At 73.1% G+C, this 17,468-nt stretch carries 16 protein-coding genes, 1 pseudogene and 1 riboswitch; of the genes and pseudogenes, 6 read left to right on the top strand and 11 right to left on the bottom strand.

The window, feature by feature from the left end:
- Positions 1–1,202: aminotransferase class V-fold PLP-dependent enzyme (locus JWR81_RS06395; protein WP_297647993.1), on the bottom strand; the 1,202-nt coding region annotated here is incomplete at its 3' end.
- Positions 1,203–1,238: 36 nt separating this feature from the next.
- A riboswitch (SAM riboswitch) is annotated at positions 1,239–1,370 on the bottom strand.
- 123 nt (positions 1,371–1,493) lie between these two features.
- Between JWR81_RS06395 and JWR81_RS06390 the strand changes: the two genes are divergently transcribed.
- Positions 1,494–1,922 (top strand): VOC family protein, encoded by a 429-nt coding sequence (locus JWR81_RS06390; RefSeq protein WP_297647990.1) that lies wholly within the window; start codon positions 1,494–1,496, stop codon positions 1,920–1,922.
- Position 1,923: 1 nt separating this feature from the next.
- On the opposite strand, the gene JWR81_RS06385 is transcribed toward JWR81_RS06390, so the two are convergent.
- Both JWR81_RS06385 and JWR81_RS06380 read right to left on the bottom strand, forming a co-directional pair.
- Positions 1,924–3,351 carry a pyridoxal-dependent decarboxylase gene (locus JWR81_RS06385; protein ID WP_297647999.1) on the bottom strand — a complete coding sequence of 476 codons (1,428 nt, stop codon included), beginning with the start codon at positions 3,349–3,351 and terminating at the stop codon, positions 1,924–1,926.
- 8 nt (positions 3,352–3,359) lie between these two features.
- The gene (locus JWR81_RS06380; protein ID WP_297647987.1) at positions 3,360–4,940 is read right to left on the bottom strand and encodes a long-chain-fatty-acid--CoA ligase; all 1,581 of its coding nucleotides are present in this window, start codon (positions 4,938–4,940) and stop codon (positions 3,360–3,362) included.
- 112 nt (positions 4,941–5,052) lie between these two features.
- On the opposite strand from JWR81_RS06380, the gene JWR81_RS06375 reads away from it, so the two are divergent.
- Positions 5,053–6,222 carry an MFS transporter gene (locus tag JWR81_RS06375; RefSeq protein ID WP_297647984.1) on the top strand — a complete coding sequence of 390 codons (1,170 nt, stop codon included), beginning with the start codon at positions 5,053–5,055 and terminating at the stop codon, positions 6,220–6,222.
- Here JWR81_RS06375 and JWR81_RS06370 read toward each other — a convergent pair.
- Positions 6,198–7,748 carry an acyl-CoA synthetase gene (locus tag JWR81_RS06370; RefSeq protein ID WP_297647982.1) on the bottom strand — a complete coding sequence of 517 codons (1,551 nt, stop codon included), beginning with the start codon at positions 7,746–7,748 and terminating at the stop codon, positions 6,198–6,200. The two genes, JWR81_RS06375 and JWR81_RS06370, sit on opposite strands and share 25 nt — an antisense overlap.
- A 76-nt stretch (positions 7,749–7,824) precedes the next feature.
- Entirely contained in the window at positions 7,825–9,489 is a 1,665-nt protein-coding gene (locus JWR81_RS06365; protein WP_297647979.1) for an MDR family MFS transporter, read from the bottom strand.
- A gap of 102 nt (positions 9,490–9,591) precedes the next feature.
- On the opposite strand from JWR81_RS06365, the gene JWR81_RS06360 reads away from it, so the two are divergent.
- Together JWR81_RS06360 and JWR81_RS06355 are read left to right on the top strand one after the other, a co-directional pair.
- A complete protein-coding gene (locus tag JWR81_RS06360) occupies positions 9,592–10,167 on the top strand; it encodes a TetR/AcrR family transcriptional regulator (RefSeq protein WP_297647976.1) in 576 nt (191 codons plus the stop codon).
- Positions 10,168–10,289: 122 nt separating this feature from the next.
- Positions 10,290–11,663, top strand: a complete 1,374-nt coding sequence (locus JWR81_RS06355) for a hypothetical protein (RefSeq protein ID WP_297647973.1) — start codon at positions 10,290–10,292, stop codon at positions 11,661–11,663.
- Here the strand turns inward: JWR81_RS06355 and JWR81_RS06350 are convergent.
- Positions 11,650–12,177 (bottom strand): hypothetical protein, encoded by a 528-nt coding sequence (locus JWR81_RS06350; RefSeq protein WP_297647970.1) that lies wholly within the window; start codon positions 12,175–12,177, stop codon positions 11,650–11,652. The two genes, JWR81_RS06355 and JWR81_RS06350, sit on opposite strands and share 14 nt — an antisense overlap.
- Positions 12,177–13,484, bottom strand: a complete 1,308-nt coding sequence (locus tag JWR81_RS06345; protein WP_297647968.1) for a molybdopterin-dependent oxidoreductase — start codon at positions 13,482–13,484, stop codon at positions 12,177–12,179. The genes JWR81_RS06350 and JWR81_RS06345 overlap by 1 nt, the downstream gene beginning before the upstream one ends.
- A 159-nt stretch (positions 13,485–13,643) precedes the next feature.
- On the opposite strand from JWR81_RS06345, the gene JWR81_RS06340 reads away from it, so the two are divergent.
- Entirely contained in the window at positions 13,644–14,435 is a 792-nt protein-coding gene (locus JWR81_RS06340) for a 3-hydroxyacyl-CoA dehydrogenase (RefSeq protein ID WP_297647965.1), read from the top strand.
- Positions 14,436–14,475: 40 nt separating this feature from the next.
- Here JWR81_RS06340 and JWR81_RS06335 read toward each other — a convergent pair whose 3' ends face one another.
- On the bottom strand, positions 14,476–14,844 hold the full coding sequence (locus JWR81_RS06335; RefSeq protein ID WP_297647963.1) for a VOC family protein: 369 nt from the start codon (positions 14,842–14,844) through the stop codon (positions 14,476–14,478).
- A gap of 141 nt (positions 14,845–14,985) precedes the next feature.
- On the opposite strand from JWR81_RS06335, the gene soxR reads away from it, so the two are divergent.
- On the top strand, positions 14,986–15,468 hold the full coding sequence (gene soxR / locus JWR81_RS06330) for a redox-sensitive transcriptional activator SoxR (RefSeq protein WP_297647959.1): 483 nt from the start codon (positions 14,986–14,988) through the stop codon (positions 15,466–15,468).
- 67 nt (positions 15,469–15,535) lie between these two features.
- On the opposite strand, the gene JWR81_RS06325 is transcribed toward soxR, so the two are convergent.
- The 3 genes and pseudogenes from JWR81_RS06325 to JWR81_RS06315 form a co-directional block, all read right to left on the bottom strand.
- Positions 15,536–15,892: a PadR family transcriptional regulator gene (locus tag JWR81_RS06325; RefSeq protein ID WP_297647956.1), complete on the bottom strand. Its 357-nt coding sequence runs from the start codon at positions 15,890–15,892 to the stop codon at positions 15,536–15,538.
- Between the two features lie 149 nt (positions 15,893–16,041).
- Positions 16,042–17,085, bottom strand: coding sequence for a hydrogenase expression/formation protein HypE (hypE, locus tag JWR81_RS06320; RefSeq protein ID WP_297647996.1), 1,044 nt, complete (start codon positions 17,083–17,085; stop codon positions 16,042–16,044).
- Between the two features lie 107 nt (positions 17,086–17,192).
- Positions 17,193–17,468, bottom strand: a pseudogene (locus JWR81_RS06315) (hydrogenase formation protein HypD); the annotation flags it as partial.

Here is a 17,468-nt window from a genome sequence, read left to right as displayed (position 1 = left end):
TCGACGAGCCGGTCGACGTGCTCGCCCGTGGTGCCGACGCCGATGCTCGCGCGCAGGGCCTCGCCGCCGCTGTCCGCGCACAGCCGGGCCAGCAGCGGGTGGGCGCAGAACCGGCCGTCGCGCACGCCGACCCCGTGCTCCGCCGACAGGTACGCAGCCACGTAGCCGGCGGGGCGGTCGGCGATGGTGAAGCTCCGGACCGCGACGCGGTCGGTGGCGTCCTCCCAGATCCGCAGGCGCCGCACGCCCGGGATCCGGGCGAGGCCCACGTCGAGGCGTTCCAGCAGGTCGCGCTCGTGGTCCGGGCCGGGTCCGTCGAGGACGGGGGCGAGGCTGCGGCAGGCCTGCGCGAGCGCGGCTGCGCCCAGCACGTTGGGGGTGCCGGCCTCGTGGCGGTGCGGCGCGGGCGCCCAGGTCGCCGACGCCGTGCCGACCTCGCGGACCGCCCCGCCCCCTGCCAGGTACGGTGGCGCGGCGTCGAGCCAGTCGCGGCGCCCGATCAGTGCACCGGCCCCGTAGGGCGCGTAGAGCTTGTGGCCCGACAGCGCCACGTAGTCGACGCCGGTCGTGGCGATGTCGACGCGGCGGTGCGGGGCGAGCTGGGCCGCGTCGAGCACGACGCGGGCACCGGCGGCGTGTGCGAGCGCGACCACCCGCTCGACGGGCAGCACCTCACCCGTCACGTTCGACGCGCCGGTCACGGCCACGAGCGCGGTGGGGGCCTCCCGCAGCGCATCGGCGAGGGCGTCCACTGTGGCGTCGACGGTTCCGGCGACGGGCACCACCCGGCGGTCGCGCCACGGCAGCAGGTTCGCGTGATGCTCGACGTCCAGGCACACGACCCGCCCCGGGACGCAGCCGGCCAGCAGGTTGAGCGCGTCGGTGGTGTTGCGCGTGAGGATCGCGACGTCGTCGTCATCGCCGTCACCGGGGCGGGCGCCCACGAACCGCGCCACCTCGGCCCGCGCCGACTCCAGCACGGCGGTGCACACCTGCGAGGCGTAGCCGGCGCCGCGGTGCACGCTCGAGTAGTAGGGCAGCAGTTCGGTGATGTGCGCGGCGACGTCCTCCAGGGCCGGGGCGCTGGCGGCGAGGTCGAGGTTGGCGTAAGCCACGTGCCCGCCCGCGACGAGCGGTACGCGCAGGTCGGCGCCCACGACGCGGGGCAGCTCGACGGCGGGACGGGTGAGGGCGAGCGTCATCAGGGTCTCCTGGATCAGGGACCCGACATCGCGTCGGGTCCGCGCTTGCCGTCGTGCGGTGTCGTCCTGTCGAGGAACGCGCGACGGCCGGGTCGTCACCCGGAGCACCCCACCGCGGAGGAGGGTTGCCGGCCAGCGAGCCGGGGCTTGACGCTGGCGCTCATGACCTGGCAAGGACCGTAGGCGGACGCCGCCGCCGTCGTCAAGCCGGATCGGGGCGAGCGACGAGCCCCGGCGTCCGCGCCGGCCTGACCGGTGAGAGCATGCGTCCCCCCGACGAAGGAGCCCACGGTGGACTGGACCCTCGAGGTCGTCGTCCTGCCCGTCAGCGACATCGACCGCGCGGTGGCGTTCTACCGCGACCAGGTCGGTTTCGACCTCGATCACGACACCGTCAACGAGCACATGCACGTCGTCCAGCTGACCCCGCGCGGATCCGGCTGCTCGATCGTCTTCGGGGACCTGCCGTCGCAGAACGAGATGCCGCCGGGCTCGATGCGCGCCCTGCAGCTCTGCGTCGCCGACGCGGCCGCCGCGCGGGCCGAGCTCGTGGAACGCGGGGTCGGGGCGAGCGAGCTCGTGTCGTTCGGCGACCAGGACGGCAGCACGTTCTTCGGCTTCGCGGACCCGGACGGCAACACCTGGGCCGTGCAGGAGCTGAGGATGCGGGGCGAGAAGCCGCTGATCCCGGTGGAGGCGCGGGGCCGGTTCGGGGCCTGAATCAGCCCCGTACCGCGGTGGCCTCCCTGCGCAGCCGCTCCCACAGCGCCGCGACGTGCGCGGCCTCGGTGGTGGCCGACCCGATCGCCACCCGCATCACGTACCGGCCGTCGACGACGGTGTGGGTGAGCAGCGCCTCGCCGGAGGCGTTGACCCGCTCCATGACCTCGCGGGTGGCCGCGTCGTCGGCCTCCGGTCCGTCGCCCGTCACCACCCGCAGGCACACCAGCGCCAGCGACCGCGGCACGGCCAGCGTGAAGCCCGGGTCGTCGCGAACCCAGCCGGCCAGCTCGGTGGCGAGCGCGACGTGCCTGCGGATGTGGGCGCGCAGGCCCTCCAGCCCGTACCCGTTGATCACGGTCCAGAGCTTGAGCGCGCGGAAGCGCCGCCCGAGCGGCACCTGCCAGTCGCGGTAGTCCACCACCGCGCCCGACTCCGACGCGGCGTTGCGCAGGTACTCCGGCGTGATCGACAGCGCGTCCGGCAGCGTCCGTGCGTCGCGCACCCACAGCAGCGACGCATCGAACGCCGTCTGCAGCCACTTGTGGGCGTTGGTGCAGAACGAGTCGACGAGCTCCACACCGTCGAGCAGGTCGCGGTGCTCGGGACACAGCGCAGCGACGCCCGCCCACGCCGCGTCGACGTGCACCCACACGTCCTGAGCGGCCGCGGCGACCGCGCGCACGGGATCGACCGCACCGGTGCCGGTGGTGCCGACGGTCGGGCACACCAGCACCGGTCGTAGACCCGCGGCGCGGTCCGCGGCGAGCATCGCGGCGAGGGCGTCCGGCGACATCGCCGGCGAACCCGGCATCGGTGGCACGATCCGCAGCGCCCGCGCTCCCAGCCCGGCCACCCGCACGGCCTTGGCCAGCGACGAGTGCGTCTCGACCGTGACGTAGACGCGCTCGGTGCCGTCGACGCCGTCCGTCCGCCAGCGGGGGTCGGACCGGTGCAGCGCGGCGAGCAGCGTCACCAGCGCGCCCGAGGACGCCGAGTCCTGGATCGACCCGCCGCCGCCGCCGGCGAAGGTGAACGCGGGGTCGAGGCCCAGCGCGTCGGCCAGGCCGTCCATGAGCACCTGCTCGACCTCCGTGGCCGCCGGCGAGGTGGACCACAGCATCCCCTGGATGCCCAGGCCGCCCGAGAGCATGTCGCCGAGCAGCGAGTGCAGGGAGGCGTTGGCGGGGAAGTAGCCGAAGAAGGCCGGGCTCTGCCAGTGCGTGGTGGCCGGGACGACGACGCGATCGATGTCGGCGAGCAGGGCATCGAGGGTGCCGGGCTGTTCGGGGAGCGACCCGGGCAGCTGGTCGCGCACCGATCCGGGTTCGACGTCCCCCCGCACGGGGAGCTCGCCGACCCCCGCCCGGTAGCGCGCGATCCAGTCAACGACGGCGTACCCGAGCCGCCGGAACTCCTCGGGATCCAGGTCCGCCATCAGACCGCCGGCGTCGCCACGACGCCGGCCGCGCCGTACTCCGCGCGCAGGGCGGTCTTGAGCACCTTGCCGCTGGGGTTGCGGGGCAGGGCCGCGACGATGACCACGTCACGGGGGCGCTTGTAGGACGCCAGGTGCGCGCGGCAGAACACCTCGATCTCCTCGGCCGTGGGCGGGTCGGCCGGGTGTCGCGGCGCGATCACCGCGAGCGGCGCCTCGCCGTAGCGGGGGTCGGCCACCCCGATCAGCGCGACCTCGCCGATCTTCGGGTGCTTCGCGAGGGTGTTCTCGACCTCGGCGCAGTAGATGTTCTCGCCACCGGAGATGATCATGTCCTTCTTGCGGTCGACGACGAACAGGTAGCCGTCCTCGTCCTGCCGGACCAGGTCGCCGGAGTGGAACCACCCGCCGCGGAACGCCTCCGCGGTCTCCTCGGGCTTGTTCCAGTAGCCGTCCATCACCGTCGGGCCGCGGTAGACGATCTCGCCGACCTCGCCCTGCTCGACGTCGTTCATGGCGTCGTCGACGACGCGCGCCTCGACGCCCCGCATCGGCGTGCCGATCGAGCCGATCTTGCGGATGGAGTCCTCGCCGCGCAGCAGACACGTGACGGGGCTGCATTCGGTCTGCCCGAACGCCGTGACGATCTCGGCCTGCGGGAACGTGTCGATCATCGTGCGCAGCAGCGTGGTGGACGCGGGCGCGGCGCCCCAGCTGGCGCGACGCAGGGCGGAGAGGTCGCGCTGCGCGATGTCGGGGACCGCCACGATCGCCGCCCACTGAGCCGGCACGAAGAACACCGACGACACGCGTTCGCGCTCGAGCAGCCCGACCATCGCCGCCGGGTCGAAGCCCCCGGACGGCGCGAGCACGGTGCGCGCCCCGACCACGAGGTTGAGGTAGAAGCCCGTGACCCCGGCGATGTGGAACAACGGCGCCCCGGACATCCCCACGCGGTCCTCGCCGCTCACCCCGGAATGGGCGATGTTGCTGAACGCGTGCAGGAACAGGTTGCGGTGGGTGAGCACCGCGCCCTTCGGACGGCCGGTGGTGCCGGAGGTGTACATGATGAACGCGGGCGCGGCGTCGTCCACTGCGAGCTCGGTGTACTCCGGCGACGCCGCCGCGAGCTGCTCCTCGTAGCCCGCGCCGATCGTCAGCACCGCGCGGACGTCCGGTGCCTGGGCCCGTGCCGCCTCGACCACGGGCGGGAACGTGTCGTCGACCAGCACCGCCACGGCGCCGGAGTCGGTCAGCGCGTAGGCCACCTCCTCGGCGACGAGCCGGAAGTTGACGGGCACGCAGATGGCGCCCAGCCGCAGCACCGCCGCCATCGACTCGATGGAGGGCACGCTGTTGAGCCCCATCACCGCCACCCGGTCGCCCGCCCCGACGCCGTGCGAGGACAGCACCGCGGCCAGCCGGGTGATCCGCTCGTGGGTCTGCGCCCAGGTGAGGGTCAGCTCGCCGTCGCGGAACGCCACGTCGTCGGCGTCCGTGCGGGAGTAGCGGGCGATGAGGTCGCTCATCGTCATGCCCCGACCGGAGACGGACGTGGTGGGGGCGGGGCTGTAGGTCATCGGTCTCCTCGACGGCGGTGACGGGGGCGGACCCCACTCTCGCGCCCATGCGGCGGCGCGACAAGAGCCACCCCGTGCGGCGTCGCGGGGCCGGGCGGGGCAGGGTGCTCCGGTGGGCATCGTGGCGGGGGAGCGCAGCCGGCTGCGGTTGCTGCAGCTTACCGCGGCGACGAGCACGTGCGACCGGTTCGCGATCGCGCCGCTGCTGGTGGTGATCGGGCTGGACCTCGGCGCGCCGCTCGTCGCCGTCGCCGGGGTCGCCAGCGCGTACTTCCTCGCCTACGGACTCATGCAGCCGGTGTGGGGCATGGTCAGCGACCGGATCGGGCGGGTGCGGGTGATGCGGGTGGCGCTGCTCGGCGCGGCACTGGCCGGCGCCGGCTCCGCACTGGCCCCGAACCTGCTGGCCCTGCAGATCACCCGCGTGGTCGCCGGCGGGTGCTTCGCGGCGCTGCAGCCCACCACGCTCGTCTACGTCGGGGACGTGTGGCCGCCCGAGGTGCGGCAGCGGGCGCTCGCGGACGTGCTGGCCGCGTCGTCGTTCGGGATCGCGGTGGCGACGGCGGGTGCGGGGCTGCTCGCCGACGCGATCGGCTGGCGGGCGGTCCCCGCGATCACGGCGGGCGGGGCCGCGCTGCTCTGGGTGGCGCTGCGCCGCCTGCCGGAGCCGGACCGCGTGGCGGCCGCCGGCAACCCGCTGCGCGCGATCGCCCGGGTGCTGCGGCACCCGTGGGCGGTCGTGGTGTTCGGGATCGTGTTCGTCGAGGGCATCGTCGTGCTGGGCGTCCTCACCTTCCTGGCGCCCGCAGTGCAGTCGCTCGGGTTCTCGGCGGGCGTCGCCGGTCTCGCCGCCGCGGCGTTCGGCGCGGGAGCGGTGGGGTGGTCGCGGTTGGTGCGCCCGCTGGTCGGACGGCTCGCGCCGGCGCGGATCGCGGCCGTCGGCGGTGGGTTCCTCGTGCTGGGGTGGGCCGTGCCCGCCGTGGGCGTGACGCTGCAGGCCGTGGTGGCCGCGGGGCTGCTGCTCGGTGGGGCGTGGGCCTTCCTGCACTCCACGCTGCAGAGCTGGGCCACCCAGGTGGTGCCCGCCGACCGCGCGAGCGCCGTCGCTCTGTTCGCGGCGCTGCTGTTCCTCGGTAGCTCCGCGGGTGCGGCGCTGGCCGCCCCGCTCGCCGGCGCAGGTGACTTCTCCACGGCGTTCCGGGTGGCGCTGCTGGTGGCGGCGCCGCTCGCCGTCGTGGCGGTGGTGGCGCGCGCCCGCTATGCGCGGGCGGCCTCCGCGTAGCGGTCGCGGAGCCTCTGCTTGACGAGCTTGCCGGTGGGGGTGCGTGGCATGTCGTCGGTGAACACCACCCGCTGCGGCGCCTTGAAGTGCGCGATGTGCTCCCGGACGTGGGCGATCAGCTCCCGCTCGAGCGCGGGGCCGGCCACGGCGTCCTCGGCGGGCTGGACGACGGCGAGCACGGACTCGCCCATCTCGTCGTCCGGCACCCCGATCACCGCGACGTCGAGCACCGCGGGGTGCAGCGCCAGCACGTCCTCCGCGTCGCGCGGGTAGATGTTCACCCCACCAGAGATGATCATGAAGGCCTTGCGGTCGGTGAGGTAGAGGAAGCCCTCCTCGTCGACGTAGCCGAGGTCGCCGACCGTGCCCCAGTTCTCGTGCTCGGGATGCCGCGCTGCGCGTGTCCTCGCGGGGTCGTTGTGATACTCGAACGTCGGCTGGTCGCGCTCGAAGTAGATCGTCCCCACCTGCCGCGGCGGCAGTACGGCGCCGGTGTCGTCGTCGCAGATCCGGATGTCGCCGAGCACTCCTCCGCGGCCCACGGAGCCCGGGTGGGCCAGCCACTGGGGCGTGTCGATGAACGTGATCCCGACGCCCTCGGTGGCGGCGTAGTACTCGTACAGCACCGGCCCCCACCAGCCGATCATCGCCCGCTTGACGTCGACGGGACACGGTGCGGCCGCGTGGATCGCCACCCGCAGCGACGACACGTCGTACCGCTCCCGGACCTCCGCCGGCAGCTTGAGCATCCGCACGAACATCGTCGGCACCCACTGGCTGTGCGTGGCCCGGAACCGCTCGACCGCCGTGAGCGCGCCCTCGGGGTCGAAGCGCTCCATCACCACGACGGTGCCCCCTACCGCCTGCACCGTGGCGCTGAACCGCAGCGGTGCCGCGTGGTAGAGCGGGGCGGGGGAGAGGTAGACCGTGTCGGAGTCGAAGCCGTACGCGGCGCCGAACACGGAGACGTAGGTGTCGCCCGGCTCGTCGATCTGCCGCTCGGGCAGCGCGGGCCGGATGCCCTTGGGGCGGCCCGTGGTGCCCGAGGAGTACAGCATATCGGCGCCGCGGGGCTGGTCGGGCAGCGGCGCGGACGAGATGCCGTCCAGCGCGGTGTCGTAGTCGTCGAAGCCGTCGACCGCCCCGCCGTAGGCCAGCCGGACCTTCACGTCCGGAGCCAGCGGCGCCACGGCCGCGGCGAGGTCTCCCAGCGCCGCCGACGCCACGAACACCCGGGCGCCGCAGTCGTTGACGATGTAGGCGACCTCGGCCGGCGCCAGATGCCGGTTGACCACGGTGATGTAGAGGCCGGCCCGCTGGGCCGCCCAGTAGACCTCGTAGACGCGCGGGGCGTTGTCGGCCAGCAGCGCGATCCCGTCGCCGCGGCGCAGGCCGTGGTCGACGAGGAACCGGGCCAGCCGGGCAGATCCCTCCTCCAGCTCCCGGTAGGTGAGCGACGCGCCGGAGCCCGCCATCACGACGGCGGGCTTGTCGGGTGTGGTGGCGGCGAACGTCCCGGGGAACATGACTCCCGGTCTACCACCGGGCCCCGCGCGCGGGAACGGGCCGCGTCGAGAAGATCGACGCGGCCCGTTCGGGGGATCAGGCGTCCGCGAGGGCGTGCCGGGGCTCCCGCTCCGGCTTCGCGTGCCTCGGCTCGTACCCGGTGGCCTCCCGGACGGCGATCTCCGGGCCGATGACCTCGGCGCCGATGACCTCGGCGCTGATGGTCTCCGGGGTGGCGACCGGTGCGCTGCCGCGCAGCGGGACCTCGCGGATGAACCACGCCGCCACGACCGCGACCAGCGCGACCCCGGCCGCCCACAGGAACGCGGTGGTGACGCCGCCGGCGACCGCCGTCCGGTACGCCTCGGCGATCGCCGTCGGGAGACTGCCCAGCGTGGCCGGCGTGAGCTGGCCGCCCGCGAGCTTCGCGGCCTGCGCGGCGCCCACCTGCGAGGTGAGGCCGCCGGTGAGGCTGTTGGTGTAGAACACGCCCAGCAGCGAGACGCCCAGCGAGCCGCCGACCGTGCGGAAGAGCGTCGACGCGCCGCTCGCGGCACCGAGGTCGCGCTGCTCCACGCTGTTCTGCATGACCAGGTTCGTGGTCTGCATGAGGAAGCCCATGCCGACGCCGAGCACGACCATGAACAGCGAGCTCGTCAGCTGTGACGTGCCGACGCCCATGGTCGACATCAGGCCCAGGCCGGCCGCCATTCCGAGCGACCCGGTGACGAGCATCCACTTGTAGCGTCCGGTGCGGGACACGATCTGGCCGCCGAACAGCGATGTCACGAGCATGCCGCCCATCAGCGGGAGCAGCAGCAGGCCGCTGTTGGTGGCCGACGCACCCTGCACGTACTGCTGGAACTGCGGCAGGTAGGTGACGGCGCCGAACATCGCGAACCCGGTGAGGAACGTCAGCACCGTCGCCGTCGAGAAGTTCGGCCGGCGGAACAGGCCCAGCGAGAGGATCGGCTCCGCGACCCGGCGCTCCACCCGGACGAACAGGGCCACGCCGACCACCGTGAGCACGCCAAGGCCGATGATCTGCAACGAGCCCCACGCGTAGGTGTTGCCGCCCCAGGAGGTGAGCAGCGTCAGCGCCGAGATGGCGACGGCCAGCAGGCCCGCGCCCAGCCAGTCGACCTTCGCCTCCGAGTGGCGCCTGGGCAGCTTCATCGTGAACCAGATGACGATCAGCGCGATGACGCCCAGCGGCAGGTTGATGTAGAAGGTCCAGTGCCAGCTGAGGTTGTCGGTGAGGAATCCGCCCAGCAGCGGGCCGCCGATGAACGCCAGCGGCATGACCGCGGCCATGAGGCCCTGGTAGCGGCCCCGCTCGCGGGGCGGCACGAGGTCACCGATGATCGCCATGGCGCCGACCATCAGGCCGCCCGCACCGATGCCCTGGATACCCCGGAAGGCGATCAGCTCCGTCATGGTCGCCGACAGCCCGGCCAGCGCCGACCCGACCAGGAAGATCACGATCGACGTCATGAAGACGCCCTTGCGGCCGTAGAGGTCGCCGAGCTTGGCCCAGACCGGCGTGGACACCGCCGTGGCCAGCGCGTACGCCGTGACCACCCAGGACAGGTGCTCCAGCCCGCCGAGGTCACCCACGATCGTGGGCATCGCCGTGCCGACGATCGTGTTGTCCAGCATCGCCAGCAACATCGCGATCATCAGACCGCTCATCACCGTGTAGATCTCGCGCCTGCTCCGTGTCACAGGCGGCGTGTCGACTGTCTCGACCGTCGTGCTCATCCCTGTCTCCGTCTCCCGCCGCCAGCTTGTCGGCCGGCTAATAACTGACTTGCCGCAAGGCTAGCACTTGCTACTAGCCGGGCGTCAAGTAAGCTGTGATGCATGACAACGGCAGGCACCGACGAGCGGCGCACCGACACCCGGAACCTGATCCGGGCGGTCGCGCTGGAGCTGTTCGCCGAACAGGGGTACGAGAAGACGTCGCTCCGCGAGATCGCCGAGCGGCTCGGCGTCACGAAGGCGGCGGTGTACTACCACTACCGCACCAAGGAGGAGATCCTCTCCAGCCTCCTCGACGAGCACCTCGCGGGCATGGACGCCATCGTCGAGTGGGCCGAGGCGCAGCCGGCGGGGCGGGAGCGCCGCCAGGGTGTGATCGAGCGCTACAGCACGCTGCTCGCCGGGATGTCCGACGACGGGCCTCAGCTGATCCGCTTCATGCAGGAGAACCAGACCTCGATCAAGGAGCTGGCCGCGGGCGCGGAGATCCGCAGCCGGTTCGAGCGGCTCTCGGTCGTGCTCGTCGACCCGGGGGCCTCGGCCGCCGACCAGCTGCGCAGCCGGCTCGCGCTGATCGCGCTGCACTTCGGGGCCTTCGCGCTGGACATGCTCCCGGGAGCGCCGGACGAGCGCCGGGACGCCGCGCTCGAGGTGGCGCTGGAGCTCGGGGGGCGCTGAGCGGAGCCGGGCGGCGGGGAGCTCCCGGCCACGCCGCCCGAGGTCCTACCGCGGTCTTACCGCCTCGGGACGGACGGCGACCCGGGCGCCCGCCGTCCGCACCGGCCCGCGATCATGGGCCGGTGACGGATGTTGCCCCGCCGGCCACCGGCCGCCGTGCGCTGATCGGCGATCTGGTCGCCGTGGCGGCCGGGGTCGTGCTCGTCCTGCTCTCCTCGGTGGACGGCTGGGCGCTCATCCGCGCAGGCCAGGACATCATCCTGGGCTTCCCGCCGCTGCTCGCGACGTGGATGCCGCACGTCGGGCCCGGCACGCCGATCGCGATCGTCGTCGCCGTGCTGGTCGCGACCCGCGGACCGGGGCTGGCCGAGCGCCTGTCGTGGCGGCCGCTGCTGTTCCTGTCCTGGGCGGCGGCGTTCGTGTGGACGTTCGGGCTGGCGCTGGTGGACGGCTGGCAGCGCGGCGTCGTCGAGCGCCTCTCGAGCAGCCAGGAGTACCTCAACGACGTGCCCAAGGTCGGCGACATCGGCGAGATGCTGCGGACCTTCTCCGACCACATCCTCACGAACCAGCCGGTCTTCTGGACCACGCACGTGGGCGCCCACCCGCCGGGGGCGTTCCTGCTCTTCGTCTGGCTCGACCGGATCGGCCTCGGTGGCGGGGGACCGGCCGGCGTCGCCGTGATGCTCGCGGGCGCGTCCGCGTGCGCCGCGGTGGCCGTGACCCTGCGGGCGCTCGGCCACGAGGCGACGGCGCGCGCGGTGCTGCCGTTCTCGGTGCTGTTCCCGGGAGCGGTGTGGGTCGGGGTGTCGGCGGACGGCGTGTTCGCCGCGGTGCTGGCCTGGGGCGTGGCCCTGCTGGCGGTGGGGTCGGCCCGGCGGGGTCCGCGCGCCGACGGCGCGGCTCTGGTGGGTGGCGTCCTGCTCGGCTACACGCTCTACCTGTCCTACGGGCTCGCGCTCGGGGGCCTGCTGCCCCTGGCTGTGGTTGCCGCGCGGAGCCTCGGCGGAGCCCGCGTCGATGCCGCGCCGCGGCCCTCGCGGGCCGTCGGGTTCGCCGTCGTGGGTGCGCTCGCCGTCGCCGTCGCGTTCACCGCGGCGGGGTTCTGGTGGGTCACCGGGTACGAGGACGTCAAGGTCATCTACGCGCACAGCGCCGCGAAGGACCGGCCGTACTCCTACTTCGTGTGGGCCGACCTCGCCGCGCTCGTGCTGGCCACCGGCCCGGCCGTGCTGGCCGGGCTGCGCCGCCTTGTCGCGTCGCGCAGGGCACTCCCGCTCGCCGCGTCACTGCTGGTGGCGGCGGCCGCCGCCGCCGTGCTGGCCGCGGACCTGTCCGGGCTGAGCAAGGCCGAGGTCGAGCGGATCTGGCTGCCGTTCGGCGTGTGGCTCTTGGTGGCCTGCGCGCTGTTGCCCCGCAGGCACGTCCGTTGGTGGCTGGTCGGCCAGGCGGTGCTGGCGCTGGCCGTCAACCACCTGCTGTTCACGGTGTGGTGACCGGCTCCTCGTCGGCGGCCCCCTCGTCGTCGGTACGGCCTGCCCTCGCGGCGCCCCGGGCCCGCCGGACCTGCACCGCGTACGTCACCGCCGCGACGAGGAAGAACACGCCGGTGATCCCGAGCCAGCGGCCGAGGTAGACGTCGGGGAGGAGCCCCGTGGCCGCGAAGTAGGTCCCGGGAGCGTCCTGGAGGATCAGCGGCCACCAGACGAGCAGCAACAACAGCGAGAGCGCCACCGGCACCCGCAGGTGGTTGATCCACGGCACGCCGGCCACCGCGGGCAGTGGCCGGGCCCGGCGGAACAGCCGGACGTGCGCCGCGGAGTCGGCCAGTGCGTAGAGCGGGTAGAGCACCAGGTCGTGGCCCAGCGCCGCGCCGACGAACCAGATGAGCATCTTCCACCAGACGTCGCTCTCCAGCGGCACCCGGCTGACGGCGTACCCGGCGAGCGCGATCGCGATGATCGCGGCGAACAGGTGCAGGGGGTCGTCCCCGTGGAGCCGCTTGAACATCAGGCGCTCCCGTCCGTCACGGTGAGCCGCTTGACCCACTTGGTGCAGTGCACGCCCGGGGCCGCGGGGATCACGGTGCGGGCCGGGAACCCGTGGTCGAGCGAGAGGTCCTCGTCCCCGACCTTCAGCGCCAGCAGCGACTGCCCGGCCTGGGACTGCGCGACGCTGAGGCTCGCGACCCCGAAGCCGCCACCGTTCTGCATCGACTCGACGAACAGCCGATCGGTCGGCCGCCCGCCCGCGCGGGCGACGAGGTCGGCGAGCCGCACCCCGGTCCACGTCTGCCCGACCGACCAGCCCTCGACACAGGCGATCGGCAGGCTGACCGTGTGCTGCGGCAGGGTCAGCAGGTCCGCGCGCGACAGGCGGACCGTCCCCGCGGGCCCCACGAGCTCCATGCGCCAGTCCGCGCCCGTCATGGCCGCGGTGACGCCGGCCGTGGCCGCCGTCTTGTTCACGGGGAACGCGTTGGCTCCCGTGCCGTGGTCGCGGTCGTGCGGGCCGAACAGGGTCACGCGGCGCAGCGGGCCGTCGAGCACGGAGCCGATGTAGGTGCCGAGCAGCACCAGCGACGCGACGCCGACGAATCCGAGCGCCCCGCGGCGCGACACCGTCGGCGGGGCGGGATCGGTGGCGACGAGCCCGCTCTCGACGGGCTCGGGGCGGGTGTCCGGCGCCGCCGTGCGCCGGAAGGACTGCCCCGGCCCGCGGCGCAGCGACGTCACCATGATCGGGAACTTGACCAGCACGTGCCCGACGAAGCCGCCGATGAACACCCAGGCCCCGTAGTAGTGGGCGGTGTAGAAGAAGAACGGGAAGAGGTAGTCGAGCTGGGCGTTGAGGATCCCGGTGACGAACTCGAACAGCAGGCCGCCCACGAGCAGCAGCAGGGTGAGCCGCTCCAGCGAGTGCGCCACCGAGCGCACGGGCGGCCACTCGAACAGCTTCGGGATCACCGACCACAGCTTGGCCAGCACGACCGGCACCAGCGCGATGCCGAGCGCGACGTGCGTGCCCTGCGTCAGCCGGTAGAGCCAGGTCGGGCCCGTCGGCCAGTCGAACAGGAAGAACCCGAGCAGCCCGTGCGCCGGCGTGGTGTCGTTGACCGGCAGCGTCGGGTCGTACGAGGCGTAGGACAGCAGGCCGGTGACGATCATGATCGTCAGCCCGACGAGCAGCACCAGCCCGAGCACCGCGGTCAGCCACGGACCCCGCAGCGGGCTGCGCCAGAACCGGCGGCGGAACGGGCCGGGCGGCGGGTGCTCCGCCACCCACTGCTGTGTCTGCGACATCAACGGGGTGACCAACGACCTCTCCTCACGTACGGCGTGCTCCGCCGATCTCACCGGGTCTGCGGGTGGGAAGCACCCCCGGAACCCGATTCGTAAGGATGCGCCACCGACTCGTAATGTCGCGCGCCCGTGGTAGAACAGTCACTTCTGACGGTTTTCAGCGAGGAGTTGATCGTGGACATCCCCGACGGCGTCGCACTGGTCACGGGTGGGGCCTCCGGGCTCGGCCTCGCCACCACGAAGGCCCTGCTCGACGCGGGTGGGAAGGTCGTGATCCTCGACCTGCCGACGTCCGCGGGCGAGCAGATCGCGAAGGAGCTCGGCGGCAGTGACATCTCGGGCAGTGACATCTCGGGCAGGGTCCGGTTCGCCGCGGCCGACGTGCGCAACGAGGCCGAGGTCGCGGCGGCGCTCGACGTGGCCGACTCCCTCGGCCCGCTGCGCGTGGCGATCAACTGCGCGGGCACCGGGAACGCGATCCGGACGATCGGCAAGAAGGGCCCGTTCCCGCTGCCCGACTTCACGAGGATCATCGAGATCAACCTGATCGGCACGTTCAACGTCATCCGCCTGGCCGCCGAACGGATGCTGGAGCACGACCCCGTGGGCGAGGAGCGCGGCGTCATCGTCAACACCGCGTCCGTGGCGGCGTTCGACGGTCAGATCGGCCAGGCCGCCTACTCGGCGTCCAAGGGTGGCGTGGTGGGCATGACCCTGCCGATCGCCCGCGACCTGGCGGGCATGCTCATCCGCGTGGTGACGATCGCGCCCGGCCTGTTCGACACCCCGCTGCTCGCCGGCGCCCCCGAGGACGTCAAGGCGGCGCTGGGCAGGCAGGTGCCGCACCCGGCGCGGCTCGGCGACCCCGCGGAGTACGGAGCGCTGGCCGCGCACATCGTGGCGAACCCGATGCTCAACGGCGAGGTCATCCGCCTCGACGGCGCCATGCGCATGCCTCCGCGGTAGGAGCGGCGCGGAGCGTGACGCGGTCAGGGAGTGCGGCGGATCATGTCGCTCGGGTCAGGAGCTCCATGTTGTGCCCGTCCGGGTCCTCGAAGTAGAGCCCGCGACCGCCGTTGTGGTGGTTGATCTCTCCCCGCCTGGTGTGGTGGGGGTCGGCGTAGAAGGGGATGGACTCGCTGCGGATGCGAGCGAACGCGGCGTCGAACTCCTCCTCGCCGACGAGGAAGGCGCAGTGGTGGGAGTGGAAGTCGGTGGCGTCGGCGTAGTCGAGGGTCACGCCGTTGCCGACCCGGAGCGGGATGAACGGACCGAGCGGCGGGCCGGCCGAGAGGCCGAGGATGCCGGCGAGGAACCGCGCCGACGCCAGCCTGTCCCGGGCGGGAATGATGATGTGGTTGAGCTCGACGGTCATGGTGACCCTCCTCGGTGCCTCACTCGGCCTGCTCGGTGACAGTCCGCCTGCTGACCGCCATCTCGTGGGGGCGTACCGGGATCAGGTTACAAGTTGAAGTGAACTTGAAGTCAATGCTCGTGCCGTGGTTCACTGGCCGGGATGTTCCCCCTGCTCACCATCGCCGAGGTCGCGCGGCGCAGCGGCGTCGCGGCCTCGGCGCTGCGCTACTACGAGGAGCTGGGCCTGATCAGGTCCGAGCGAGCCGGCTCCGGCCATCGCCGCTACCCGCGGGCGGTGCTGCGGAGGATCGCGTTCATCGTCTTCGCCCAGCGCATCGGGCTGAGCCTCGGGGAGATCGGCACCGAGCTGAGCCGGCTCCCTCCCGACCGCGCTCCCGTCCGCGACGACTGGTCGCTGCTCTCACGCGCCTGGACCGCCCGCATCGACGAGCGGATCGCCGAGCTCCACCGGCTCAGGGCGGGTCTGACCGAGTGCATCGGGTGTGGCTGCCTGTCGCTCGAGCGCTGCAGGCTGGCGAATCCCATGGACCGGGCCGCCGCCCTCGGTCCCGGTCCGCGCCACTGGATCGGCGACCCGCCGCAGGGCCGGCGGCGCCGGGGTGCAGGCCCCCGGCCCGGCTGATCATCGCTCGCCGGTCGTGGTCGAGGTGGGGGCCGCCGGCCGCCCTCCCGATGTCCCCTGCCGGGAGTCAGCAGGCGCGGGCGTCGAGGCGCCGGAGCACGCCGCCCACCAGCAGGTCGAGCTCGGCGAGCTGGAGCGCCCAGCCACCGAGGGCCTCGCGGCCCTGGGTGGTGAGCGCGTAGCAGCGGCGCTGCGGCCCTTCGGTGGAGCGCTGCCACCGCGAGCTGATCAGCCCCTCGTTCTCCATCGCGTTGAGGGCGCGGTAGACGATCGCGGTGTCGGGAGGCGAGCTGGCGCCGAGCTCCGCCAGGCGGTCGCGGAGCTCGTAGCCGTGCCCGGGGCTCTCCTCGAGGAGGAGCAGCAGGCACGGCCGGAGGAAGTTGATCGGCGCGCCGCCCAGGCGCGTCCCGGAGGTGATCGCCATGCCCGGAAGCCTCCCCTCCGCGGGAGGGCGCCGTCATCCTGCGGTCGGGTGAAAGCGGCAGCGGCGGGGGGATGAACCCCGGGCATCCGGATGGGCCCCGGCCCCACCCGTTCGGGTGGGCGGCCGGCCTCCATCCGGGTGACCGACCCTCAGCAGATGCGTGGGAGCGGGTCTCCGATGAGCATGTCGACCACCCGGGTGCCGCCGAAGCCGGTGCGGATGAACACCATCCCCTCCGGCTCCTCGCGCACCTCGCCGATCCGCGCCGCCTCGGCTCCCTCGGGGAGCGAGCGCATCAGCTCGAGGGCGCGCTCGGCGTCGCCCTTGGCGACGATGGCGACCAGCACCCCCTCGTTGGCGATGTAGAGCGGCTCGATGCCGAGGATCTCGGCGACGCCGCGCACCTGGTCGTGCACGGGGAGGCTGTCCTCGTCGATGGCCACCGCGAGCCCCGCCTGCTGGGCGATCTCGTTGAGCACCGTCGCCACGCCGCCGCGGGTGGCGTCGCGCATGAAGTGGACGTCGATCCCCGCGTCGAGCAGGGTCGAGACCAGCCTCCAGAGCGGCTGCGTGTCGCTGCGCAGCGACTCGGCCTCGAGGTCGACGTCGCCGCGGGCCAGCATCACCGTGCTGCCGTGGTCGCCGATGGCGCCGTTGAGCAGCACCACGTCGCCGGGCCGGATGCGCCCGAACCCGAGCCGCTGGGGCTCGCGCACCAGCCCCACCCCGGTGGTGGTGATGAAGAGCTGGTCGGCCTTGCCCCGGGGCACCACCTTGGTGTCGCCGGTCACGACGGAGACGCCGGCGCGGTCGGCGGCGGCGCGCATCGACTCCACCACCCGGCGCAGCAGGCCGATGTCGAGCCCCTCCTCGAGGATGAATGCCGCCGAGAGGCAGAGCGGCTGGGCGCCGCCCACGGCGAGGTCGTTGACGGTGCCGTTCACCGCCAGCTCGCCGATGTCGCCCCCGGGGAAGAAGAGCGGGCTGACCACGAAGGAGTCGGTGCTCATCGCCAGCCTGGCGCCGTCGAGCCCCGGGACGGTCAGCTGGGCGTTGTCACCGAGCTGGTCGAGGAGGGGGTTGCTGAGCACGTCGGCGAAGAGCGCGGTCACCAGGGTGTGACTCGACTTTCCCCCGGCGCCGTGGCTCATCGTGATCGTGGACTCGCGCAGCGACGGCTTGCGCTTGCGCATCTCGGCGATCCGGGCGAGGACACGCTGCTCCGGATCGGCGATGCGCGCCGTCGCCGCGCGGATGGCGGCGCCCGTTCCCGAACGCGGCGCCGCCTCCTCCTCGCCCATCAGCCGCGGTCCCCGTTGGCCGCGGCGCCGGCGAGCACGCGCTCGCGCTCGCGGGAGCGCGAATAGCGGCCGAAGTTGTAGTAGGCCGCGCAGGCGCCCTCGCTCGACACCATGCAGGTGCCGATCGGGGTCTCCGGGGTGCAGGCGGTGCCGAACACCTTGCACTCCCACGGGCGGATCACGCCCTTCAGCACCTCACCGCACTGACACGCCTTCGGGTCGGCGACGCGGATCCCCGGTACCGGAAAGCGCAACTCCGCGTCGTAGTCCGCAAA

The organism is Pseudonocardia sp., from assembly GCF_025965585.1.
Taxonomy (GTDB): Bacteria; Actinomycetota; Actinomycetes; order Mycobacteriales; family Pseudonocardiaceae; genus Pseudonocardia.
This window is presented reverse-complemented; position numbering and strand designations above follow the sequence as displayed.